At 64.8% G+C, this 22,667-nt stretch carries 20 protein-coding genes; 14 read left to right on the forward strand and 6 right to left on the reverse strand.

Annotation, left to right across the window (positions count from 1 at the left end; genetic code table 11):
• The first annotated feature begins 187 nt into the window (after positions 1–187).
• The 6 genes from CJU94_RS04310 (at position 188) to CJU94_RS04335 (ending at position 4,331) form a co-directional block, all read left to right on the forward strand.
• Positions 188–1,129 carry a 2-hydroxyacid dehydrogenase gene (locus CJU94_RS04310; RefSeq protein ID WP_095417661.1) on the forward strand — a complete coding sequence of 314 codons (942 nt, stop codon included), beginning with the start codon at positions 188–190 and terminating at the stop codon, positions 1,127–1,129.
• Positions 1,130–1,206: 77 nt separating this feature from the next.
• Entirely contained in the window at positions 1,207–2,133 is a 927-nt protein-coding gene (locus CJU94_RS04315; protein ID WP_095417662.1) for a hydroxymethylglutaryl-CoA lyase, read from the forward strand.
• 60 nt (positions 2,134–2,193) lie between these two features.
• A complete protein-coding gene (locus CJU94_RS04320) occupies positions 2,194–2,715 on the forward strand; it encodes a YbaK/EbsC family protein (RefSeq protein ID WP_095417663.1) in 522 nt (173 codons plus the stop codon).
• A gap of 4 nt (positions 2,716–2,719) precedes the next feature.
• On the forward strand, positions 2,720–2,944 hold the full coding sequence (locus CJU94_RS04325; protein ID WP_095417664.1) for a DUF1289 domain-containing protein: 225 nt from the start codon (positions 2,720–2,722) through the stop codon (positions 2,942–2,944).
• Complete coding sequence (locus tag CJU94_RS04330; protein WP_095417665.1) at positions 2,941–3,414, forward strand: MaoC family dehydratase; 474 nt, start codon at positions 2,941–2,943, stop codon at positions 3,412–3,414. The genes CJU94_RS04325 and CJU94_RS04330 overlap by 4 nt, the downstream gene beginning before the upstream one ends.
• The gene (locus tag CJU94_RS04335; RefSeq protein ID WP_095417666.1) at positions 3,411–4,331 is read left to right on the forward strand and encodes an MBL fold metallo-hydrolase; all 921 of its coding nucleotides are present in this window, start codon (positions 3,411–3,413) and stop codon (positions 4,329–4,331) included. Before CJU94_RS04330 ends, CJU94_RS04335 begins: the two co-directional genes overlap by 4 nt.
• Before the next feature lie 325 nt (positions 4,332–4,656).
• Here CJU94_RS04335 and CJU94_RS04345 read toward each other — a convergent pair whose 3' ends face one another.
• Entirely contained in the window at positions 4,657–5,556 is a 900-nt protein-coding gene (locus CJU94_RS04345) for a DMT family transporter (protein ID WP_095417668.1), read from the reverse strand.
• A 113-nt stretch (positions 5,557–5,669) separates the two neighbouring features.
• Between CJU94_RS04345 and CJU94_RS04350 the strand changes: the two genes are divergently transcribed.
• Complete coding sequence (locus tag CJU94_RS04350) at positions 5,670–6,140, forward strand: Lrp/AsnC family transcriptional regulator (protein ID WP_095417669.1); 471 nt, start codon at positions 5,670–5,672, stop codon at positions 6,138–6,140.
• A gap of 48 nt (positions 6,141–6,188) precedes the next feature.
• Here the strand turns inward: CJU94_RS04350 and CJU94_RS04355 are convergent, their stop codons facing one another.
• A complete protein-coding gene (locus tag CJU94_RS04355) occupies positions 6,189–7,079 on the reverse strand; it encodes an alpha/beta fold hydrolase (protein WP_095417670.1) in 891 nt (296 codons plus the stop codon).
• Between the two features lie 281 nt (positions 7,080–7,360).
• On the opposite strand from CJU94_RS04355, the gene CJU94_RS04360 reads away from it, so the two are divergent.
• Positions 7,361–8,320 (forward strand): NAD(P)H-dependent flavin oxidoreductase, encoded by a 960-nt coding sequence (locus CJU94_RS04360; RefSeq protein ID WP_095417671.1) that lies wholly within the window; start codon positions 7,361–7,363, stop codon positions 8,318–8,320.
• 98 nt (positions 8,321–8,418) lie between these two features.
• On the opposite strand, the gene CJU94_RS04365 is transcribed toward CJU94_RS04360, so the two are convergent.
• The 3 genes from CJU94_RS04365 to CJU94_RS04375 all read right to left on the reverse strand — a co-directional run bounded on the left by CJU94_RS04365 (position 8,419) and on the right by CJU94_RS04375 (position 14,367).
• Positions 8,419–12,045 carry a methylmalonyl-CoA mutase family protein gene (locus CJU94_RS04365; protein WP_095417672.1) on the reverse strand — a complete coding sequence of 1,209 codons (3,627 nt, stop codon included), beginning with the start codon at positions 12,043–12,045 and terminating at the stop codon, positions 8,419–8,421.
• 81 nt (positions 12,046–12,126) lie between these two features.
• On the reverse strand, positions 12,127–13,065 hold the full coding sequence (locus CJU94_RS04370) for a LysR family transcriptional regulator (RefSeq protein WP_095417673.1): 939 nt from the start codon (positions 13,063–13,065) through the stop codon (positions 12,127–12,129).
• A 216-nt stretch (positions 13,066–13,281) separates the two neighbouring features.
• Complete coding sequence (locus CJU94_RS04375) at positions 13,282–14,367, reverse strand: porin (protein WP_095417674.1); 1,086 nt, start codon at positions 14,365–14,367, stop codon at positions 13,282–13,284.
• Between the two features lie 124 nt (positions 14,368–14,491).
• Between CJU94_RS04375 and CJU94_RS40730 the strand changes: the two genes are divergently transcribed.
• Positions 14,492–14,629, forward strand: coding sequence for a hypothetical protein (locus tag CJU94_RS40730; protein WP_157763713.1), 138 nt, complete (start codon positions 14,492–14,494; stop codon positions 14,627–14,629).
• Positions 14,630–14,873: 244 nt separating this feature from the next.
• On the opposite strand, the gene CJU94_RS04380 is transcribed toward CJU94_RS40730, so the two are convergent.
• Complete coding sequence (locus CJU94_RS04380) at positions 14,874–15,428, reverse strand: hypothetical protein (protein WP_095420216.1); 555 nt, start codon at positions 15,426–15,428, stop codon at positions 14,874–14,876.
• A 565-nt stretch (positions 15,429–15,993) separates the two neighbouring features.
• Between CJU94_RS04380 and CJU94_RS04390 the strand changes: the two genes are divergently transcribed.
• From CJU94_RS04390 to CJU94_RS04410, 5 genes are all read left to right on the forward strand, one after another.
• Positions 15,994–17,022: a bile acid:sodium symporter family protein gene (locus CJU94_RS04390; protein WP_095417676.1), complete on the forward strand. Its 1,029-nt coding sequence runs from the start codon at positions 15,994–15,996 to the stop codon at positions 17,020–17,022.
• Between the two features lie 312 nt (positions 17,023–17,334).
• Complete coding sequence (locus tag CJU94_RS04395) at positions 17,335–19,185, forward strand: EAL domain-containing protein (RefSeq protein WP_095417677.1); 1,851 nt, start codon at positions 17,335–17,337, stop codon at positions 19,183–19,185.
• Positions 19,186–19,381: 196 nt separating this feature from the next.
• Positions 19,382–20,368: a LacI family DNA-binding transcriptional regulator gene (locus tag CJU94_RS04400; RefSeq protein WP_095417678.1), complete on the forward strand. Its 987-nt coding sequence runs from the start codon at positions 19,382–19,384 to the stop codon at positions 20,366–20,368.
• A complete protein-coding gene (locus CJU94_RS04405) occupies positions 20,365–21,648 on the forward strand; it encodes an AGE family epimerase/isomerase (RefSeq protein WP_095417679.1) in 1,284 nt (427 codons plus the stop codon). The genes CJU94_RS04400 and CJU94_RS04405 overlap by 4 nt, the downstream gene beginning before the upstream one ends.
• Complete coding sequence (locus tag CJU94_RS04410; protein ID WP_095417680.1) at positions 21,645–22,562, forward strand: carbohydrate kinase family protein; 918 nt, start codon at positions 21,645–21,647, stop codon at positions 22,560–22,562. The genes CJU94_RS04405 and CJU94_RS04410 overlap by 4 nt, the downstream gene beginning before the upstream one ends.
• Positions 22,563–22,667 lie beyond the last annotated feature (105 nt).

Below are 22,667 nucleotides of genomic sequence, written 5' to 3' on the forward strand. Positions count from 1 at the left end.
CACCGCCGGATCCGCACGTCCGTGCGCAAACGCGCGCGATGCGCGTCGAAAAAGTAGAATGAAGCCTATCCATAAAAGGAGGAGGCTTTATGCCGCTAGTGTCGTCCGCAGCGTTGCCGCTGCCGCATGCGTCATGCCGCGGCGTCTGCGTCGCTCGACCCGACCTCGCCAACGCCTTCCGGACCGTATGAAAATCCTCTTCTACATGCCGCATGCCGACGCCGCCGCGTGGCTGCACGATTTCGCCCGCGCGCTGCCGCAAGCCGATCTGCGTGAATGGCAGCCGGGCGACACCGCGCCGGCCGATTTCGCGGTGGTGTGGCGTCCGCCGCGCGAGATGCTGGCCGGCCGCGACGACCTGCGCGCAATCTTCAATCTCGGCGCGGGCGTCGACGCGATCCTCGCGCTGGAACACGACCAGCCCGGCACGTTGCCGCGCAACGCGCAATTGATCCGCCTCGAAGACACCGGCATGGCGCCGCAAATGGCCGAGTACGTCATGCATGCGGTGCTGCGCTACCTGCGCCGTTTCGACGAATACCAGACGCTGCAAAACGAGCGCCGCTGGGAAGTGCTCGAGCCGCATCCGCGTGAAACCTTTACCGTCGGCGTGCTCGGACTCGGTGTGCTGGGCGCGCATGTCGCGCAGGCGGTGGCGGCATCGGGCATGCCGGTGCGTGGTTATAGCCGCAGCCCGCGGCAGATCGACGGCATCAGGACGTTCGCTGGAGAAGCGCAATTCGACGCGTTTCTCGACGGCGTGAAAGTGCTGGTGAACCTGCTGCCGCATACGCCGGATACCCGCGACGTACTGAACGCGCGGACCTTCGCGAGGCTCGCACGCGGCGCGTACCTGATCAACGTGGCGCGCGGCGGGCATCTGGTCGAACATGACCTGCTCGACGCGCTTGCGAATGGTCAGATCGCCGCCGCCACGCTCGACGTGTTTCGCGAAGAACCGTTGCCGGCGGATCATCCGTTCTGGCGGGAGCCTCGTATCACGATCACGCCGCATATATCCGCGCTGACGTTGCGCGAAGAAAGCGTCGACCAGGTCGCGCGGAAAATCACCGCGCTGGTAGGCGGCAGCACGGTCAGCGGCGTGGTGAATATCGAACGCGGATACTGAACATATCGCGTCCCATTGAAGGAACGCCGCCAGCCGCGGCGGCAAGCGTTGCACGGGACCAGACTAGGAGACACATCATGGCACTACCCCAGCAGGTGAAAATCGTCGAAGTCGGTCCGCGCGACGGACTGCAGAACGAAAAAGAATTCGTCCCCACCGCGACCAAGATCGAGCTGATCAACCGTTTGTCGGCGGCAGGCTTCCGTAACGTCGAGGCCGCTTCGTTCGTGTCGCCGAAATGGGTGCCGCAGATGGCCGACGGCGCCGACGTGATGGCCGGCATCGAACGGCGTGCGGGCACGATCTACTCGGTGCTCACGCCCAACCTGCGCGGCTTCGAAGGCGCGCTCGCCGCGCGTGCGGACGAGATCGTGATTTTCGGCGCCGCGAGCGAAGCCTTCTCGCAGAAAAACATCAACTGCAGCATCGCCGAAAGCATCGACCGGTTCGCACCCGTCGCGCAGGCGGCCAAACAGCATGGCTTGCGGATTCGCGGCAGCGTGTCGTGCGCGCTGGGCTGCCCGTATCAAGGCGAAGTGCCGGTGGCGTCGGTGGTGGATGTCGTCGAACGCTTCGCGGCGCTCGGCTGCGACGAAATCGATATCGCCGACACGATCGGCGTCGGCACGCCCAGGCGCACGCGCGAAGTGTTCGAGGCGGTCACCCGCGTGTTTCCGCGCGAGCGTCTGTCCGGCCACTTCCACGACACCTATGGTCAGGCACTCGCCAACATCTACGCGGCGTTGCTGGAAGGCATCGAGATCTATCACGCGTCGGTGGCGGGCCTCGGCGGCTGCCCGTATGCGAAGGGCGCGACCGGCAACGTCGCGACCGAAGACGTGCTGTATCTGATGAACGGCCTCGGCATCGAGACCGGCATCGACCTCGCACAAGTCGTGGCGATCGGCGATTTCATCTCGACGTCGATCGGCCGGCCCAACGTCTCGCGCGCCGGTAAAGCGCTGCTCGCCAAGGCGCGCAGCGAAGCGGCCAACTGCGTCTGACGCCGGCCCGGCGCACGCGCGTGGGCGCAACACTCATGCAAACATTCAGGACCTTAAACGATGACGGACCACGCTTCTCTCGAATCCGACGATCTCACCGCGCTGCCGGACGCGGCACGCCGCGTCGCGCTGCTGTTGCGCGAACGCGGTCACGCGGGCCGGATCGTGATGCTGCCGGAAACCGGCAAGACTTCCGCCGAAGCCGCCGCGGGACTCGGCTGCTCGGTCGCGCAGATCGCCAAGTCGATCCTGTTTCGCCGCCGTGAAGACGACGCGCCGGTATTGGTGGTCGCGAGCGGCGCGAATCGCGTCGACGAAAAGAAGGTCGCGGCGCAGGTCGGCGAAATCGGCCGCGCGGACGCGAAGTTCGTCCGTGAAAAAACCGGCTATGCGATCGGCGGCGTCTGTCCGATCGGTCATGCCACCGAACCGGTCACGCTGATCGACGCCGACCTGCTCGAACTCGACAGCCTGTGGGCCGCCGCGGGCCATCCGCATGCGGTGTTCAATCTGACGGCGCAGGAACTGATCGCGCTGACGGGTGCGCCGGTGATCGACGTGGCGCTGCGTGAGACGGCGTGACGACATGACAGCCGGCCTCGATAACGAAGACGACCCCGCCGTGCCGTCGCCTTGCATCAGCGTGTGCAGGATGGACGCGACGACCGGCTGGTGCGAAGGATGCCTGCGCACCATCGACGAAATCGCCAGTTGGTCGTCGCTCGACGACGACGCGAAGCGCGCGGTCTGGGACGCGATCGAGACGCGCCACGTGGAGTTCATGGCCAGCCTGCCGAAGGAGCGGCGGTGAACGCGGCGGCGCGCATCGTCACGATCGGCGAGACGTTCAGTTCGACGCTGGCGCTGTCGGCGGAGTCGGTGAAGTCGTTCGCCTCGCTCGTCAACGACCACAACCCGCTGCATCACGACGACGCCTATGCGGCGCAAAGCCGCTTCGGCGGTCTGATCGCCTCCGGCACGCAGCCGACCGCGCATTTCATGGCGCTGCTGGCGACGCATTTTTCGACCTACGCGCAACCGCTGGGCCTCGAGTTCAATATCAAGCTGAAGAAGGCCGTGCATGCGAACGACACGCTCACAATCACCTGGCGGGTGAAGCACGCCTACTGGAAACCGAGCCTGAACGGCGATCTGACGCATCTTGAAGGCACGGTCGTGAATCAGCGCGGCGAGCTCATGTTGATCGGTTCGTCGACCATTCTGGTGATGCCGAAACCTGAAGCCGCGGCTAACGCAAACGCGGCGCCCACCTTGCCATGATCACGCTGCCGGAATCGATTCGGGTATTCGAGCGCGGCTGGCTGTCGTCGAACAACGTGCTGATGGTGGACGACGCATGCGCCGCGCTCGTCGATACCGGCTATGCCACGCACGCGCCGCAAACGGTGGCGCTGGTGCGGCAGGCGCTCGGCGCGCGGCCGCTCGATCTGATCGTCAACACGCATCTGCATTCGGACCACTGCGGCGGCAATGCGCTCCTGCAGGCGGCGTGGCCGTGCCGTACCGTCATTCCCGCTTCGGAGGCCGATGCGGTGCGCGACTGGGACGAGGCACGCCTCACCTTTCGCGCCACCGGCCAGAACTGCGAGCGCTTCGGCTTCACCGGAACGATTGCACCCGGCACACCGTTGCGGCTCGGCGCGCTCGCTTGGGAGGTGCTCGGCGCGCCCGGTCACGACCCGCATTCGCTGATGCTGTACTGCGCGGACGAACGCATCCTGATCAGCGCGGACGCGTTATGGGAAAACGGCTTCGGCGTGATCTTTCCCGAACTGGAAGGCGAAAGTGGTTTCGCCGAGGAACAGGCCGTCCTGGAGGCCATTGCGAAGCTCGACGTGCGCCTCGTGATTCCCGGCCATGGCGCGCCCTTCACGAGTGTCGAACAGGCGCTTGAACGCGCGTTTTCGCGGCTTGCCTGGCTGCGTGCCGATCCTGCTCGCAATGCAAAGAATGCCCTGAAGGTGCTGATCGTGTTCAAGCTGCTCGAGGTGCGCGCAATGCGCTTCGACACGTTGCTGCAAATGCTCGACGACGCCGCCGTGATGCGCGCCGCCGCGTCCATGCTCAGGCCGCGCGGCGAATGGCCGGCGCTGGTGAAGGACATCGTGGAGGAATTGGCGGCGCGCAATGGGCCGCTGGCGGTGGAAGGTGAGCGCATTGTCGCGCGCGCGGCGTGAGATGCCGCTGCTGCCGAGGCAACGCCGGGATGCTCGAAACGTCGGTACAAAAAGAAAGCCGCTCGACCATGACTGGCGAGCGGCGGAAATTCTGTCGGACGTGATCAGCGTCAAGTCGCATGATACGCGTGCCGGTTTTTTGGCCGCATCAGTGATTTCCCTACAGAAGTTTGACGTCCGCTTTTAAAGCCCCCTACACAGCGCGGCGCATAACCCCAGAGTCGCACGGCTTTCACAACATTGAGTCCGCTTATACGGACAATCTCGGCGTTCAGTTATTCCGGAATCCGTAGCATTTTGGTCCGCCATCACGACGCAATGGCTGTCATGGCGACGACAGGCGCTTTTGCGGCACGATCCGCCAGCCGAGATTGACACCGGCGGCGGCCAGTAGAATCAGCACCGCGCCGAGCACCTGAATCCACGCCAGCGTTTGCCCGAACGCAACCCGATCGACGATGATCGCCACCACCGGATAGATGAACGAAAGCGCGCCGGTCATCGAAGTGGGCAGCTTCTGGATCGCCCCGTACAGCAGCACGTACATGAGGCCGGTATTGACGATGCCGAGCACGATCAGCTCGAGCCACTGCACGCCGCTCGTGGGCAGCGCGTCGAAGCGCACGAAGGGAGCGAGCATCAGCACGCCGAGCGACACCTGGATCAACGCAATCAGGTGCGGCGGCGTACCCTTGAGCCGCTTCGTAATGATCGACGACACCGCATACATCGCCGCGGCGCCCACCGCGTACGCCACGCCGACCAGGTAGTGCCCCGGCACCGCCAACACCGCCGGCTCGACCTTCACGACGAACACGAGTCCGATGAACGCGACCACCAGCCAGGCCACCGTCGACGGGCTGATGCGCTCGCGAAACACGAGTGCGCCGAGCGCCACCAGCATGAACGGCTGCGTGTTGTACACGGCTGTCGCCATCGAGATCGACGCGCGCGAATACGCGGCGAACAGCAACACCCAGTTGATGACGATCGCCGCGCCGCCGAGCAGGGCGAGGCCGAGCATCTTCCACGAGAAGAGCCGGCGCCGGAACAGGCCCAGCACCGCGCACACGAGCGCCAGCGTCGCGCCGCCGAAAATACAGCGGAAAAACACGACATTGAACGGGCTTTGCTGCGACGACACCACCAGCCAGCCGATGGTGCCGGACATCAGCATCGCCATGGTCATTTCCGCGGCGCCGCGGCGAATTTCATTTGACGCCATGTTGGATCCTCGAATTGATGCCTGCACGACGAGCAGTGTAATTAATCCGGTCGTCCGAATACATGGCTAAACTTAAGCGTTACCGCGGTAGAACCTAATAATCGAAGGCCGTCATGACCAAACGCCTTACACCCTTAGCGCCCGCCCCGCTCGACGACACGGACCGCGCCCTGCTCGCCGCGCTCGCGGAAGACGCCCGTCAGCCGGTCAGCGAACTGGCGCGTCAGGTCGGCCTGTCCGCGCCGAGTACCGCGGAGCGCGTGCGCAGGCTCGAAGCGCAAGGCGTGATCGAGCGCTTCACGGTGCAGGTCGATCCGCGCGCGCTCGGCTACACGCTGCAGGCCATCGTGCGTGTGAAGCCGCTGCCCGGTCAGTTGCATCTGGTGGAAGAGGTGATCCGGCGGATTCCGGAGTTCGTCGAATGCGACAAGGTGACGGGCGACGATTGCTTCATCTGTCGCCTGTACCTCCACTCGATCGAGCAGCTCGACGAGATTCTGACGAAGGTCGCCGAGCGCGCGGAGACCAGTTCCGCGATCGTCAAGTCGACGCCGGTCGCGCGCCGCTTGCCGCCGCTCGGCTGAACGGCGAGCGGGCGCGGCTACGCACGGGAGCGCGTTGAACGAAGGGGCTTACTGCTCGACCGCTTCGAAGAAAGACAGCATTTCGGCGACCAGCTCGTCCGACGCCTCTTCCGGTATGTAGTGTCCGCACGGCAGCGCGCGGCCGCTCACGTCGCGCGCCACATGGCGCCATTCCGCCAGCGCGTCGAAGCACTTTTCAATCACGCCCTTGTCGCCCCACAACACGCGCAGCGGACAGCCGATCTTGTGGCCACGCTCGATATCGGCCCGATCGTGCTCCAGATCGATGCTCGCCGACGCGCGATAGTCCTCGCACATCGCGTGCACGGCGCCCGGTTCCGCGAGGGCCGAACGATAGGCGTCGAGCGCGGCGGGATCGAACGGCGCCAGACCCGCGTGCCGGCTGCCCATCACCGCATCGACATAGGCCGTCGGGTTGGCGCCGATCAGCGTTTCGGGCAGCGGCTCCGGCTGGATCAGGAAGAACCAGTGGAAGTAGTGCGTCGCAAACGTGCGGTCGGTGGCTTCGTACATTGCGAGCGTCGGCGCGATATCGAGCAGCATCAGACGCTCGACGGCGTCGGCGTGATCGAGCGCCATGCGGTGCGCGACGCGCGCGCCGCGATCATGAGCGCACACGAGAAAACGTTCGTAGCCGAAATGACGCATCACGGCGACCTGATCGGCCGCCATCGTGCGCTTGGAATAGGGTGCGTGCGCGGCGTCGCTCGACGGCTTGTCCGATGCGCCGTAGCCGCGCAGGTCGGTGGCGATGACGGTGAAATGTTCGGCCAGTCGCACGGCGCACTGTTGCCAGATCAAATGCGACTGCGGATGACCGTGCAGCAACAGAAGCGGCGGCCCCGCGCCGCCCTTCACTCCGAAAATATCGACATCGCCCACGGCAAGGCGAAAGGGCGTGAAATTCTCGAAGGCCATGGCGTCTCTCTTGTGATTTGGAGTGACTGCATTGTAGGAGCCCAATGTGTCCGCGCGAGGTGGGGTATCCCACTCAAGCATAGAACCTGAACACTCCTTCCAACAGTTCCGGACGCAGTGGCCGAACGCGAGCGCCGTGCTTCGCCTATAATCGAACGACCGTTCTTAAATCTTCGGATGGCTGCGGCTGAAGAAAGCACCGCAAGCCATGTGCCGCTAAACTCAATCATCGCCGGCCGCGCAACGACGCACCGGTCCGCTCAAATCAGGAGACTCGCACTATGGCATTGCCCGCCGTTCTGCAAAAACTTGCGCTGCCCGTCGTCGCCTCGCCGATGTTCATCGTCAGCTATCCCGAGCTCGTGCTGGCTCAATGCAAGGCTGGCATCGTCGGCTCGTTCCCCGCGCTGAATGCGCGCCCGGCCGAGTTGCTCGACGAATGGCTCACGCAGATTCAGGCGCAGCTCGCCGAGCACAAGGCGGCCCACCCCGATGCGATCATCGGCCCGATCGCCGTCAACCAGATCGTCCATCAGTCGAATACGCGGCTCGAACACGACGTGCGCGTGTGCGTCGAACACAAGGTGCCGATCTTCATCACGAGTCTGCGGGCGCCGGCGCGGGAAATCGTCGACGCCGTGCATAGCTACGGCGGCATCGTGCTGCACGACGTGATCAATCTGCGCCATGCGCAGAAGGCGCTGGAAGCGGGCGTCGACGGCCTGATCCTCGTGGCCTCCGGCGCGGGCGGCCATGCGGGCACGACCTCGCCGTTCGCGCTGGTCGGCGAAGTGCGGCGCATATTCGACGGCCCGATCGTGCTGTCGGGCTCGATCGCCAACGGCGGCTCGATTCTCGCCGCGCAGGCCATGGGCGCGGACCTCGCCTATATGGGCACGCGCTTCATCGCGACCAAAGAAGCGCACGCGGTCGACAGCTACAAGCAGGCGATCGTCAATTCCTCGGCATCGGACATCATCTACACGAATCTGTTCACCGGCGTGCACGGCAACTACATCCGCGAAAGTATCGTGAACGCGGGGTTGGACCCGGACGCGCTGCCGGAGTCGGACAAGACCAAGATGAACTTCGGCGGCGACAAGGCGAAGGCGTGGAAAGACATCTGGGGTGCGGGCCAGGGCGTCGGCCTGATGGACGACGTGCCGAGCGTGAGCGAACTGGTGCAGCGTCTGACGAAGGAATATAACGACGCGAAGGCGCGGCTGGGAATCGCGCGCTGAGCGTCTGATCGGAGCGCCGCGGCTGCGGCGCGGAATCCGGGGTGGTTTCGCTGCTGCCTGCTTCATGCCGAGCCGCAGCGACCGCCGTGCAGCAAGATTCACATATTGCGGCGGTACTGCCCGCCCACTTCGAACAACGCGTGCGTGATCTGCCCGAGCGAACAGACGCGCACGACGTCCATCAGCACCGCGAACACGTTTTCATCGTCGATCACCGCGCGCTTCAGACGTTCGAGCGCGGCGGGCGCCGCCTCGCAATGCCGCGCCTGGAAAGCATGCAGACGTTGCAACTGGCTCTGCTTTTCTTCGTCAGTGGAACGGGCTAGCGCGACCGGCTGCGGCGCTTCATGCGGATGGGGGCTCAAGAACGTGTTCACGCCGACGATCGGATACGAACCGTCATGCTTGCGATGCTCATACAGCATCGACTCGTCCTGGATGCGCCCGCGCTGGTAGCCGGTTTCCATTGCGCCGAGCACGCCGCCGCGCTCGGTCAACCGGTCGAACTCGGCCAGCACCGCTTCTTCCACCAGGTCGGTCAGCTCTTCGATCACGAAGCTGCCCTGATTCGGATTCTGATTCTTCGCGAGCCCCCATTCACGGTTGATGATCAACTGGATCGCCACCGCGCGGCGCACCGATTCCTCGGTGGGCGTGGTGATCGCTTCATCGAAGGCATTGGTGTGCAGCGAGTTGCAATTGTCGTAAATCGCGATCAGCGCTTGCAGCGTGGTGCGAATATCGTTGAAGTCGATCTCCTGCGCGTGCAGGCTGCGGCCCGAGGTCTGCACGTGATACTTGAGCTTCTGGCTGCGTTCGTTTGCGCCGTAGCGCTCGCGCATCGCAACGGCCCAGATGCGGCGCGCGACCCGGCCCAGCACCGTGTATTCCGGCTCCATGCCGTTTGAAAAGAAGAACGACAGATTCGGCGCGAAGTCGTCGATCGACATGCCGCGGGCGAGATAGGCCTCGACATAGGTGAAGCCGTTCGCGAGCGTGTAGGCGAGCTGCGAAATCGGGTTCGCGCCGGCTTCGGCGATGTGATAGCCGGAGATCGACACCGAATAGAAGTTGCGCACGCCATGCTCGACGAAATACGCCTGAATATCGCCCATCACTTTCAGGCTGAATTCGGTCGAGAAGATACAGGTGTTCTGGCCCTGATCTTCCTTCAGGATGTCGGCCTGCACGGTGCCGCGCACGTTTTCCAGCGCCGCACGGCGCGTCGCGGCGAGTTCGTCGTCCGTGAGCGGGCGGCCTTGCCGCTGGGCCGTGCGCGCGATCTGCTGATCGATCGCGACGTTGAAGAACATCGCCAGGATGGTCGGCGCGGGCCCGTTGATCGTCATCGAGACCGAGGTTTCCGGCGCGCAGAGGTCGAAGCCGTCGTAGAGCGTTTTCATGTCGTCGAGCGTCGCCACCGAGACGCCCGAATTGCCCACCTTGCCGTAGATGTCGGGACGCTCGTGCGGCTCTTCGCCGTAGAGCGTGACCGAATCGAATGCGGTCGACAGACGTTTGGCCGGCGTGCCCTCGGAGAGCAGTTTGAAGCGGCGATTGGTGCGTTGCGGATCGCCTTCGCCCGCGAACATCCGCGTCGGGTCTTCGTTTTCGCGGCGGAACGCGAATACGCCGGCGGTGAACGGGAAGTAGCCGGGCAGATTGTCGAGCATGAGCCAGCGCAGAATCTCGCCCTGGTCGACGAATTTCGGCAGCGAAACCTTGCGGACTTCAGAGCCTGAAAGCGTCGTGACGGTGAGCGCGGTGCGGATTTCGCGGTCGCGAATGCGGACGATGTGTTCGGCGCCAGAATAGGTAGCGACAGTCTGCGGCCAGGTGTCGAGGAGAATGCGTTCGCGTTCGCCGAGTGCGGCGGTGCGTTGGGTGATGAGCGTGTCGAGTGGCGAGTGAGTTGGGTTGAGCGCGTCGGCGGGGGTGGTTGTGCCGCCGGTTGCGGCTGCGCATGAGGTCGCGGCCGTGTCTGCTCCGGGGCTTGCGTTTGCGTTTGCGTTTGCGCTTGCGTTCGCTTCCGAGCTCGCCCTTGTGGCAACAACGGAGCCTGCGCCCACAGCCGCGCCCGCCTCACCGAGCATCCGGCGCGCCTCGATCAGTTGCCAGCGCTCGCGCGCCACACGCGCTTGCGCGTCGGCCCGCTCGCGATAAGCGTGAACCGTCTGCGCAATATCCGCCAGATAGCGCACGCGCGCCGGCGGCACGATCGCGTTGCGGCCACTCGAAAAGCGCAGACCTTCGGGCGCGGCCAGCCGGCCGCCGCCCAAGCGCAAACCGTGCTTGCGCAGCGCTTGCGCAACGTGGCGGTACAGCGCGGTCACGCCGTCGTCGTTAAAGCGCGAGGCGATCGTGCCGAACACGGGCATCGACTCGGGCGGCTTCGCGAAGTCGCCGCGATTGCGCTGAACCTGCTTGGCGACGTCGCGCAACGCGTCCGGCGCGCCTTTGCGATCGAACTTGTTGATCGCGACGAAGCCGGCGAAGTCGAGCATGTCGATCTTCTCCAACTGGCTGGCCGCGCCGAACTCCGGCGTCATGACATACAGCGATTCGTCGACGAACGGCACGATCGCCGCATCCCCCTGACCGATGCCCGACGTTTCCACGACGATCAGATCGAAACCCGCCGCCTTGCACAGCATCAGCGCGTCGGGCAGAGAATCGGAGATTTCGCTCGATGCTTCGCGCGTCGCCATCGATCGCATGTACACCCGCGCGCCGCCGCCCCAGTCGCCAATGGCATTCATGCGGATGCGGTCGCCCAGCAGCGCGCCGCCGGACTTGCGGCGCGACGGATCGATGGCGAGCACGGCAATGGTGAGCGCGTCGCCGTAGTCGAGGCGAAAGCGCCGGATCAGTTCGTCGGTGAGCGACGATTTGCCGGCGCCGCCGGTTCCGGTGATGCCGAGGACGGGGATCGCGGCTGCTTTCGCCAAGGCGGACAGGTTTTCCCGCGTCACGGCGTCGATAGCGCCCGTTTCGAATGCGCTGATGAGCCGCGCGAGTCGGCGGAAGGCGAAGGATGCGGGGTCGGGCGCGGCCGTGTTGGCGGTGTTGCCCGCGCCCGCCTGCTGTTCCGCGCCCGCCGTCTCGCCCGCAAGACTCGCCTTGCTGGATGGATCGCGCGCTGCGTCCACGCGCGCGTCGGCGCCGGCATCGCCATGCGAATCAAACCGCGGCAGCCGGTGCGCCGCAAGCTCGGCCACCCAGGCGCCGACCGGGCTCTGTGCTGCGGCCGCCGCCGCGCGCGCACTATCGGCGCAGCGCGCGATCATGTCGTCGATCATGCCTTGCAGACCGAGCCGCTGGCCGTCCTGCGGCGAATAGATCTTCTCGACGCCATAGCGTTCGAGTTCGGCGATTTCGTCAGGGACGATCACCCCGCCGCCGCCGCCGAATACCTTGATACGCTCGCCACCGCGTGCGCGCAGCAAGTCGACCAGATAGCGGAAGTATTCGTTGTGACCACCCTGGTAGCTCGACACGGCGACGCCGTCGGCGTCTTCGTGCAGCGCGGCGGTGGCGACTTCATCGACGGAGCGATTGTGGCCGAGGTGAACCACCTCGACGCCGCTCGCCTGAAGAATGCGCCGCATGATGTTGATCGACGCATCGTGACCATCGAACAACGCGGCGGCCGTAACAAAACGCAGTCGCCGGCCCGCGGGCAGCTTGTGGCTGCCGGCGCGCTGCGGCGTGGACAGATCGGTCATGTCTCCCCCAGATCGTTACGCGTATGGGTGCTGGCAACCAGTATAGCGAAACGGGTCGGGGCGCCTGAGCGGCCCGCGCGCCTACCGCACCGCGAGCGCCTTGATCTGTTCGAGCGACGGCCACAGCGACTCGTTCGCGAACCGTTCGGCGAGAAAGTCGACAAACGAACGCACCTTGGCCGACAGATGCCGGCGGCTCGCATAGACGACATGGATGGGCAGCTCGCGCGGCGGCACCTCATCCACCAACAGGGGCACGAGGCGCCCCGCGGCCAGATCGTCGCCGATCACCTCGGTGCCGAGCATCGCGATACCCGCGCCCTGCAGCACGATCACGCGCTGCGCTTCCAGATGATTGACGATGAGGTTGCCCGTCAGGCGCACGCGCGTCGAGGCGTCGCCGGTTGCCGGCGCGATTTCGAGTGCCGACACGCCTGCGTACTGCAGATAGTTGTGACGCGCCAGATCGGCGACCGTCTTCGGCGTGCCGTGCCGTTTCAGATAGGCGGGAGACGCGCACAGCACGAGATGCGCGGTCGCGATCTGCCGCGCGATCAAGGAAGAGGACTTGAGCCCGCTCGGCGACGCCCGGATCGCGACATCGAAACCTTCGTCGATCAGTTCGACCACCCGGTCGGACAGCGTCATATCGACGGTGACTTGCGGATACTGCGCGGCGTAATCCGCCACCGCGGCCATCACATGGCTCAAGCCGAACGCCGACAGCGACGACACCCGCAAGCGCCCCTGCGGCACGACGCTCGCCGCGCCGACCACCTGTTCGGCTTCCTCGAGTTCGGTGAGCACCTGGCTCAAACGCTCGTAGTATTCGCGGCCCGCCTCCGTCGGCGCGACCCGTCGCGTGGTGCGGTTCAAAAGACGCGCGCCGAGTTGCTGTTCGAGATGCATCACGTGCTTGCTCGCCATGGCCGCCGACATTTCCATCCGTTCGGCCGCGCCGACAAAGCTGCCGACTTCGACCACGTGCCGGAACACTTTCATGCTGACGAGGGTATCCATCTCAATCGCTCACTTCAGGAATCAATCGACGGTATTTTGCCGGGTTTATCAAAGGTTGGTCGGCAAAGTACGCGTTCAACGATTGAATCGGGCGCCAGAAAGCAAAAAACCCGCTTTCCGAAGAAGACGGGCTTTGAGATCAAGCTGATGCGGCCAGTACGCGGCACCCGCACGCAGGCGCCACGCGGCACGCGGCACGCGGCGCGGCCGAGACGCTTAGAACTTCGCGCGCAAACCGACACCGTAGGTGTTGCCGCTCGACTGACTGGTGATGTGGTCGTACAGATAAGCCGCGTAGATGTCCGTGCGCTTGGACAGCGGATAGTCGTAGCCGATCGCAGCCGTCTGGCGGGTCTGGTCGAAGCCGCCGCCGTCGCGCGAGTAGGCGTACGACGCCATCACCGTGCCCGGGCCGAACGGCACCGACGCGCCGCCCTGTGCCGTGTTCACGTGCCAGCTCGTGACCTGCTGGTCGTTATACGTGTACATGTACTGGCCGAAGAACTTCACGAACTTCAGGTCGTACGACAGGCCGAGCTGCGCGACGCTCTGGCTCTTCAGGCCGGGAACGCCCGACGTGCTGAAGCTGCCGAGGTCGCTCGGCACGTTGTTGAAGTTCACGTACTGGTAGACCGCCGTTGCCGCGAACGGGCCGTGGAAATACAGCACCTGGCCGCTCCACTTCTTCGCGCCGTTCTCGGTCGTATTGCCGAGCGCGTACATGGCCGTCGCCGACAGGCCATTGAAGTTCGGCGACGAGTACGACACCGCGTTGCTCCAGCCGGAGTCACCCGTCACGCCTTGGTCCGTCGAGTACGTCGGGAACGTGCCGAGGCCGAGGTACGTGTGATAGACCATCGGCGAGAACACGTACGAATCGATGAAGGGGTTGAACAGAATCGTCGACACGAACAGCGGCGTCGTCAGACGGCCTGCGGTCACCGTGCCGTAAGGCGATTCGATACCGACGTACGCGTTACGCGAGAACATCGTGTCGCCCGTGAAGCGGCCGTACTGGCCGTTCTGCGCGAGGAAGAAGCCTTCCAGCGCGAAGATCGCCTTGTAGCCGTTGCCCAGATCCTCCGCCCCCTTCAGGCCCCAGTACGAGGTCGACATGCCGCCACCCGAGACTTGCACCGCAGTCTTGCCGCCCGGAAACTTCTGCGCGCCGACCCATTCGTCGACCTGACCGTAGAGCTGCACGCTCGATTGCGCAAAAGCAGACGATGCACTGGCCAGCAAAGCGGCACACGCGGTTGCCTTGAGGGTGGTCTTCAGCGCACTGCTGATGCTTGTTTTCATGGGTTCTCCTGTCTTTGTCAAAAGGGGTGTGGCTGTGCGAAAGGGGGAACTCGCGCGAACCATTGTTGTTGTCCGTTCGGTCATCGAGCCAATCTGGGCGGGACCATCTTTGCGGACCATTTTTATGAACAAAAATATCGTTGGTTATTGCGGGTATATCGGTCTGATTAGTTTTGTCGCTTATCGGCCTGATAAAGGCTTGGCCGACGGCACGCTCGCGGTGCCGCCGCAGACCGCGCGGCAGCGCGCAAAGCGAGACTGACACGGCGCCCGACGGGCCGATAACGCCTCAGATGACAAGCGGATGACGCACCGCCGCATAACCGACGAGATTTGACGACGGGAGGGGGCGCGCTGCCGAGTGTTTTCAAAAAAGTGTGGCGTCGAAACGTCACAAAGCGGGCGGCCTGGGCGCGCGAAGACCCGGCGGGCGGTTGCTGCCGGGCAGTTCGAAAGGGGGAGAAGTGTTTCAGCGGGCGCGACCGGGCGCGACGTCCGCGCGACGCTTAATTGCGGTAAGGCGAACCTTCCGGTTGGCGCGGGTCGTCCGCCTGGCGCGGCATGGCGCGCCAGGCGGACGACCCGCCGCGTTCCTCGTTATAGCGCGCAACGTCCGCCCGAATCGAGCCGGCGCGAACCGGCGCATTAGCGGGTGGCCGCGGCACGGTGCGCGACTCGGCACTGACCGGCGTGATGGCACCGGCGTACTGCATGCCGCCGCGGCCGTCGCCGGCATAACCGGCCGGTCCGGCGACCCGCCGCATGCCCGGGTTATACACACCAAACCCGTTGCCATAACCGCCAGCCGCGAAGTTCGCTCCACGCTGCGGCAGATGCGCGTTGCGGTCGGCGTTCGTATTGCGGGCTGGTCCTGCGGCGCTGGCGCCATCGTGGCGGCCACCGTTGTGCGCGTCGCCACGGGCGGCGTGATTCACCGGGCCATGCGAATAGCCGCCACCGCCGCCGTGAGGCATGCCAGGCGCTTTCGCATAGGCGAAGGAGAACAGCGCGGCGATAACCGCGCCCAACGCCCAGTGCCTCGTTCTCGACAACCCGTCCACCCAGTGACTCTCATGCCCGAAGACTTGCCTGAAGCCCACCGTTCGAGCTGCGATGGACTTGTTTTGGGACTGGCACGGGCGCTGCGACAACATCGCGGCGCGCGACATCCCGACGGCCTTTGAACCGTAATTTATGGGTGCCGGCAAAGGGTGTCGAGCCAAAAAGTGTTAGGCCTGCGCCGCGGATGTAACACCTTGTTACTGCGACGTTTTTTTGCGACAGAGCGCTTGCGGGAAAGCCCTGAAACCGCTTGCTTTCAAGGCGTTAGCGAGATAGCGGACCAGTGCTTGCGTATGACGAATCGCGGGCACCGTTTTCACCTGGATTGTCAAAAGTCCATGGACCAAACAGACGACGTCGCCAATACTGAACCACCGCTTGCAGCGCGGTCGCGACGTCACGCTGACCTGCGTGGCAATGCGCAGCACTCATTAATCGATTCGGCAAATGAATTTGCATTTTCAATCGAAAATCAACAACAATAAGGGTTTCCCATAAGCGGGAGCGGCGCCTTCATGCGCACGGCCCGCGCGCTTATCCGCATTACCGAATCGAGATTCCGACATGGCTCGCCCGAAACTGCTTCCCGACAACTTCACCTTATGCCTCGTCGGCACGGTGATTCTTGCCAGCTTCCTGCCGGTTCACGGGCAGGCCGCCGTCGGCTTCAACTGGGTGACGAACGTGGCGGTCGGCCTGCTGTTTTTCCTGCACGGCGCCAAGCTCTCACGCGAAGCGATCATTGCGGGCGCGACGCATTGGCGTTTGCACGCGGTGGTGCTGCTCAGCACGTTCGCGCTCTTTCCGCTGCTCGGCCTCGCGCTTAAGCCGCTCCTTTCGCCACTTGTCACGCCGGCGCTCTATGCGGGGATCCTCTTCCTCTGCACGCTGCCGTCTACGGTTCAGTCGTCGATCGCGTTCACGTCCATTGCCAAAGGCAACGTGCCGGCTGCGGTATGCAGCGCGTCGGCCTCGAGCCTGCTCGGCATCTTCATCACGCCCGCGCTCGTCAGCCTCGTAATCGCCAATCAGGCGGGCGCGAGCGGCGCTTCGCCGTGGCACACGGTGGGCAACATCGTGCTGCAGCTGCTGGTGCCGTTCGTGGCCGGGCAGCTGCTGCGCCCGTTGATCGGCAAGTGGATCGAGCGCAATCGCGGCGTGCTGAAGTTCGTCGACCAGGGGTCGATCCTGCTGGTGGTGTACGGCGCGTTCAGCGAAGCCGTCACTGAAGGCCTGTGGCATCAGATTCCGCTCTCCGCGCTCGGCGGCCTGCTGGTGGTTTGCGTCGTGCTGCTCGCTCTCGCCCTCGCCGTGACGATATTCGTCAGCAAGCGGCTCGGCTTTAGCCGTGCGGACCAGATCACCATCATCTTCTGCGGCTCGAAGAAGAGCCTCGCGGCCGGCGTGCCGATGGCCAAGGTGATTTTCGCCTCGCATGCGGTGGGCGCCGTGGTCTTGCCGCTCATGCTGTTCCACCAGATCCAGTTGATGGTGTGCGCCGCGCTCGCGCAGCGCTGGGGCGCGCGCGACACCAGCGGCGAGGCCCACGCCGCCTCGCGCGAGCGGACCGCCGCCGCCGTCGCGCGCCGTTGAATACGCGCGCAATGCAAACAGGACATTCATAAGCGCCCTCCCTGAGCGTCATTTGAAGAAAGCCGCCTTGCGCGGCTTTTTTGTTATTTCACGCGCAATCGCCGCGGCTGTCGCCTCGGCCTGACGGCATAGGCGAATTCCTGGCAAGACGGATCCCGCCGGCGGCAGCACGCAAACGCAACCGCAAGCGCAAACCAAAACACCCACGCCAATCCAAACGCACCACCCCGGTGCGACGATTCATCAAAAGTTCACTCAATTAGCCGCGGGGTCAGCCGATAAGCCAAAGGTCGATCGCTACGCCTACCTGCCATGCAACCTCGCTCGCCCTCCCGATCCGCCGCGCCTCGCATCGAGGAGTTGATCGCCCGGCGTGATCTGTCAGCCGTCTTCCAGCCGATCATCGATCTGAAAGACGGTGCGATTCTCGGTTACGAAGGTCTGATCCGCGGGCCGGCCGGCACGCCGCTCGAAGCGCCGTTCGCGCTGTTTTCGCAAGCGCAGGCCGAGGGCTGCGGCATCGCGCTCGAACGCGCCGCCGCGCGCACCTGCATCGAGGCGTTCGCGCGGCTCGATGCCGAGGGCAAGCTGTTTCTGAATTTCAGCGCGGGCGCGATGCGCCAACTCGCCGAAGCGCGCGACGACACGCTCGCGCTCCTGCGTCATCGCGGCGTCGATCCGCAGCGGCTCGTGATCGAGTTGACCGAGCAAAGCACGATTCCGGATGTCGGCAGTTTTCTGCCGGTGATCTCGGCGCTGCGCAACGCCGGCGCGCAATTCGCGCTCGACGACTACGGCACCGCGAACGCCAGCATGAACTTGTGGGTGCGGCTGCAACCGGACGTCGTGAAGATCGACCGCTTCTTCATTCACGACATTGCTTGCGACCCGCTCAAGTTCGAAGCCGTGCGCGCCATGCAGTGCTTTGCCCACGCAAGCGGCGCCCGGCTCGTGGCCGAGGGCATCGAAAACGAAGCGGATCTGATCGTGGTGCGCGACATGGGGATCGGCTGCGGGCAGGGGTTTTTCTTCGGCCGTCCGGATGCGCAACCGGCCCGCAAGGTGACCGACGACGCCCGCGACGCGCTGCGCGCCGGCCACATCGCCGTATTTCCCGAGACCACGCGCACGCTGAGCAGCGCATCGCCCTCGGGCGGCATGGCGTCGGAAAAGATGCTGGTGCACGCGCCCGCGCTGCCGCGCCACGCGACCAACAACGACGTGCTCGAACTATTCAACCGCCTGCCCGACCTGCACGCGGTGGCGGTGGTCGAGCACGACGAGCCGGTCGCGCTGATCAATCGCCGCAGCTTCATGGACCGATACGCGCTGCCGTACCACCGGGAGCTCTTCGGCAAGCGCCCTTGCCTGCTGTTCGCCAATGCGTCGCCGGTGGTCATCGAGAAATCGATGAGCGTCGAGCAGATGGCCAAGCTCCTCGCGAGCGACGATCAGCGTTATCTCGCCGACGGCTTCGTGATCACCGACAACGGCAAATACGCGGGCCTCGGCACCGGCGAGAACCTGGTGCGCGCGGTTACCGAAGTGCGCATCGAAGCCGCCCGCTACGCGAACCCGCTGACCTTCCTGCCCGGCAACATCCCGATCAGTTCGCACATTGCCCGCCTGCTCGGCAACGACGCCGGCTTCCACGCGTGCTACGTCGATCTGAATCACTTCAAGCCGTTCAACGATCAGTACGGCTACTGGCAAGGCGACGAGGTGCTGAAATTCGCCGCCGTCGTACTCGCCGACGTGTGCGACCCGACCCGCGACTTCCTCGGGCACGTAGGCGGCGACGACTTCCTGATCCTGTTCCAGAGCGAAGACTGGCGCGAACGCGTGCTGCGCGCGATCCACGTGTTCAACGAGGGTGCGCAGCGCTTTTACGCGCCGACCGACCGGCTCGCCGGCGGCATTCACGGCGAGGACCGGCGCGGCAACCCGACGTTCTTCGGCTTCGTGACGATGGCGATCGGCTGCGTGCGCGTCGAGCCGGGCGACGGGCCGCCGCTCTATAGCAGCGAGGAAATTGCCTCCGTGGCGGCGCTGGCCAAGCGTCGCGCGAAGCACGAGGCGAGCGGTTTCGTGCTGATCGATGCCGATGAAAGTGTGGCGCTGCTGCGCGGAGAGGCGGAAGGCGCTCATCTGTCTCCAGAGTGAATGAGTGGCTTTCATAGCCGTCAACAGAGGCTTGTTTAGTTATTTTACTAAACAGTATATTTCAGGCCATGACCCGCGTTTACGGGTATTTCCGGGTGTCCAGCGAGGGTTTTTTGGGCGGCTTTAACACGGTTTTACTATACAATCGCCCGAACCCAAACACCCTGCGGCCGCTCTCGCGCGGCTGCCTGATTCGATGGCTACAACCATCCGCGACGTCGCCCGCGCGGCGAGCGTGTCGATCGGCACCGTCTCACGCGCATTGAAGAACCAGCCGGGCCTTTCCGAGGCCACCCGCGAGCGCGTCGTCGAAGCGGCGCGCAAGCTCGGCTATGACGCCGCCCAGTTGCGCCCGCGCATTCGCCGCCTCACCTTTCTGCTGCACCGTCAGCACAACAATTTCGCCGTTAGCCCGTTCTTTTCGCACGTGCTGCACGGCGTGGAAGACGCCTGCCGCGAACGCGGCATCGTGCCGTCCGTGCTGACCGCCGGCCCCACCGAAGACGTGATCCAGCAGATGCGCCTGCATGCGCCGGATGCGGTGGCAATTGCCGGTTTCGTCGAGCCGGAAACGCTGGCCACGCTGGTGGCAATGCAACGTCCGCTCGTGTTGATCGACCTGTGGGCACCCGGCATGCGCTCGGTGAATCTCGACAACGCCGCGGGCGCCACGCTCGCCATGCGGCATCTGTTCGAACAGCAGCGCAAGCGCGTCGCGTTCATCGGCGGCTCGCTTGCGCACTTCAGCATCGCCCAGCGCGCACTCGGCTATCGACGAGCGTTTTTCGAGGCAGGGTTGCTGTTCGACCCGTCGCTGGAAGTGACCATCGACGCCGGCCTCGACGCCGACAGCGGCGCCGCGCGCGCGATGCATCAACTGCTCGACGCGCCGGGCCCGCGCCCCGACGCCGTGTTCGCCTATAACGACGCCGCCGCGCTCGCCGCGCTGCGCGCATGCCTCGCGCGCGGCCTGCGCGTGCCCGAGGACATCGCCATCATCGGTTTCGACGACATTCCCGCCGCCGCGCATGCCACGCCGCCGCTGTCCACCATCTCGGTCGACAAGGAAGCGCTCGGCCGGCGCGGCGTCGAGCTTCTGCTCGAAGACGCACCCGCCGAACTGGAAGTCCGCCTGCCCGTCCATCTCATTGCCCGTGCCAGCACTTTGGTGAAAACACCATGACGCAATCCGATCCGCTTCACCCCGCCAACGGCGCCGCTGCGGTGCCGCCCGTCGAGAGCTTTCGCAAGCGTGACTTTCTGCTCTCGCATGTGCAGGACACCCTGCGCTTTTACGCGCCGAACGTGTTCGATCCGAGCGGCGGCTTTTTCCATTTCTTCCGCGACGACGGTTCGGTCTACGACAGGACCACGCGGCATCTGGTAAGCAGTTGCCGCTACGTCTTCAATTACGCCATGGCGTATCGGCAGTTCGGCGACCCGCAACATCTCGAATACGCGCGCCACGGTTTGCAGTTCCTGCGCGAGGCACATTGGGATGCCCAGCACGAAGGCTACGACTGGGAACTCGAATGGCACGACGGCAAGAAGCGCACGCTCGACGCGACGCGCCACTGCTACGGCCTCGCGTTCGTCCTGCTCGCTTATTCGCATGCGGCGATGGCCGGCATCGAGGAAGCGAAGCCCATGATCGGCGCGACCTTCGAGTTGATGGAACACCGCTTCTGGGACGCCGCCGCGGGCCTGTATGCCGACGAAGCATCGCCCGAATGGCGAGTCAGTTCGTATCGCGGGCAGAACGCGAACATGCACACCACCGAGGCGCTCCTCGCCGCGCACGAAGCAACCGGCCATCTCGTCTATCTGGATCGCGCCGAACGGGTGGCGTCGAATATCACACTGCGCCAGGCGAAGCTGTCGCAGGGCCTGGTGTGGGAACACTTTCACGCCGACTGGTCGGTCGACTGGCACTACAACGAGGAAGACAGCTCGAACATCTTCCGCCCGTGGGGTTTCCAGCCCGGGCATCAGACCGAATGGGCGAAGCTGCTGCTGATTCTCGAGCGCTTCCGTCCGTTGCCGTGGCTGTTGCCGCGCGCCATCGAACTGTTCGACGCCGCCATGACGCACGCCTGGGACGAAGACCACGGCGGTCTCTATTACGGCTTCGGCCCCGACGGCACCGTGTGCGACCACGACAAGTATTTCTGGGTCCAGGCGGAGACCTTCGCGACAGCCGCGCTGCTCGGCAAGCGCACCGGCAACGAACGCTTCTGGGACTGGTACGACGAGATCTGGCGCTATAGCTGGGCGCATTTCGTCGATCACAAGTATGGCGCGTGGTATCGCATCCTCACCTGCGACAACCGCAAGTACAGCGACGAAAAGAGTCCGGCCGGCAAGACCGACTACCACACCATGGGCGCCTGCTACGAGGTCCTGGTCCACGCGCTGCCCGACGGCGCGGCCGCTGCGTCCGAATCCGCGGAGCAAACAAAATGAGCAATCCCAGCGAGAACAGCGAACTTCCCGTCTTCGTCTCGGCCGGCGACATCCTCACCGACCTGGTCCGCACCGGGCCTTCGCAATGGCTTTCGCGTCCGGGCGGCGCCGGCTGGAACGTGGCGCGCTGCGTGGCGCGGCTCGGCCTGCCCACCGCGTGCGCCGGCTCGCTAGGCGTCGACAATTTCTCCGATGAACTGTGGAACGCGAGCGTCGCCGCGGGGCTCGACATGCGCTTCATGCAGCGCGTGGACCGCCCGCCCCTGCTCGCCATCGTGCATCAGACGCATCCGCCCGCGTACTTCTTCATGGGCGAGAACAGCGCCGATCTGGCCTTCGATCCCGCACGTCTGCCGGCGGGCTGGATGGGCCAGGTGAAGTGGGCGCACTTCGGCTGCATCAGCCTCGTGCGGCAGCCGATCGGCGCCACGCTCGCCGCGCTGGCCGCCGAGCTGCGTTCGCAAGGCGTGAAGATCAGTTTCGATCCGAACTACCGCAACCTGATGGAGCACGGTTACGAACCCACGTTGCGCAAGATGGCCGCGCTTGCCGATCTCATCAAAGTGTCGGACGAAGACTTGCGCCTGCTGTTCAAGACCGACGACGAGGCCGGCGCCCTCGCGCAGTTGCAGGCCATGAATCCGGCCGCCACCGTGCTGGTGACGCGCGGGCCGGAGAGCGCCGTGTTGATCGACGGCGCCATGGTGACCGAGGCGCGGCCGCCGCGCGTCGAAGTGGTCGATACGGTCGGGGCGGGCGATGCGTCGATCGGCGGCCTGCTGTTCAGCCTGATGACCGCGCCGCAACGGGCGTGGCCGGAACACCTGGCCTTCGCGCTGGCGGCCGGCGCGGCCGCGTGCCGCCACGCCGGCGCGCACGCGCCGTCGCTCGACGAAGTTGTCGCGCTGCTGTAATTCTGCTGCCTTGTGCGGCGCGCATGGTCAGCGGCATGGCGCGCCGGCAGGGTGGAGAACCGAAGCTCCGTCATCGTGCTAGGATGAAAAAACCGAAACCTTTGG

It is taken from the genome of Paraburkholderia aromaticivorans (genome assembly GCF_002278075.1).
Taxonomy (GTDB): Bacteria; Pseudomonadota; Gammaproteobacteria; order Burkholderiales; family Burkholderiaceae; genus Paraburkholderia; species Paraburkholderia aromaticivorans.

What these genes read in the sequence shown, in the direction of transcription:
- CJU94_RS04310 (WP_095417661.1), top strand. Translation starts at nt 188, where the DNA reads ATGAAAATCCTCTTCTACATGCCGCATGCCGACGCCGCCGCGTGGCTG.
- CJU94_RS04315 (WP_095417662.1), top strand. Translation starts at nt 1,207, where the DNA reads ATGGCACTACCCCAGCAGGTGAAAATCGTCGAAGTCGGTCCGCGCGAC.
- CJU94_RS04320 (WP_095417663.1), top strand. Translation starts at nt 2,194, where the DNA reads ATGACGGACCACGCTTCTCTCGAATCCGACGATCTCACCGCGCTGCCG.
- CJU94_RS04325 (WP_095417664.1), top strand. Translation starts at nt 2,720, where the DNA reads ATGACAGCCGGCCTCGATAACGAAGACGACCCCGCCGTGCCGTCGCCT.
- CJU94_RS04335 (WP_095417666.1), top strand. Translation starts at nt 3,411, where the DNA reads ATGATCACGCTGCCGGAATCGATTCGGGTATTCGAGCGCGGCTGGCTG.
- CJU94_RS04345 (WP_095417668.1), bottom strand. Translation starts at nt 5,556, where the DNA reads ATGGCGTCAAATGAAATTCGCCGCGGCGCCGCGGAAATGACCATGGCG.
- CJU94_RS04350 (WP_095417669.1), top strand. Translation starts at nt 5,670, where the DNA reads ATGACCAAACGCCTTACACCCTTAGCGCCCGCCCCGCTCGACGACACG.
- CJU94_RS04355 (WP_095417670.1), bottom strand. Translation starts at nt 7,079, where the DNA reads ATGGCCTTCGAGAATTTCACGCCCTTTCGCCTTGCCGTGGGCGATGTC.
- CJU94_RS04360 (WP_095417671.1), top strand. Translation starts at nt 7,361, where the DNA reads ATGGCATTGCCCGCCGTTCTGCAAAAACTTGCGCTGCCCGTCGTCGCC.
- CJU94_RS04365 (WP_095417672.1), bottom strand. Translation starts at nt 12,045, where the DNA reads ATGACCGATCTGTCCACGCCGCAGCGCGCCGGCAGCCACAAGCTGCCC.
- CJU94_RS04370 (WP_095417673.1), bottom strand. Translation starts at nt 13,065, where the DNA reads ATGGATACCCTCGTCAGCATGAAAGTGTTCCGGCACGTGGTCGAAGTC.
- CJU94_RS04375 (WP_095417674.1), bottom strand. Translation starts at nt 14,367, where the DNA reads ATGAAAACAAGCATCAGCAGTGCGCTGAAGACCACCCTCAAGGCAACC.
- CJU94_RS40730 (WP_157763713.1), top strand. Translation starts at nt 14,492, where the DNA reads ATGAACAAAAATATCGTTGGTTATTGCGGGTATATCGGTCTGATTAGT.
- CJU94_RS04390 (WP_095417676.1), top strand. Translation starts at nt 15,994, where the DNA reads ATGGCTCGCCCGAAACTGCTTCCCGACAACTTCACCTTATGCCTCGTC.
- CJU94_RS04395 (WP_095417677.1), top strand. Translation starts at nt 17,335, where the DNA reads ATGCAACCTCGCTCGCCCTCCCGATCCGCCGCGCCTCGCATCGAGGAG.
- CJU94_RS04400 (WP_095417678.1), top strand. Translation starts at nt 19,382, where the DNA reads ATGGCTACAACCATCCGCGACGTCGCCCGCGCGGCGAGCGTGTCGATC.
- CJU94_RS04405 (WP_095417679.1), top strand. Translation starts at nt 20,365, where the DNA reads ATGACGCAATCCGATCCGCTTCACCCCGCCAACGGCGCCGCTGCGGTG.
- CJU94_RS04410 (WP_095417680.1), top strand. Translation starts at nt 21,645, where the DNA reads ATGAGCAATCCCAGCGAGAACAGCGAACTTCCCGTCTTCGTCTCGGCC.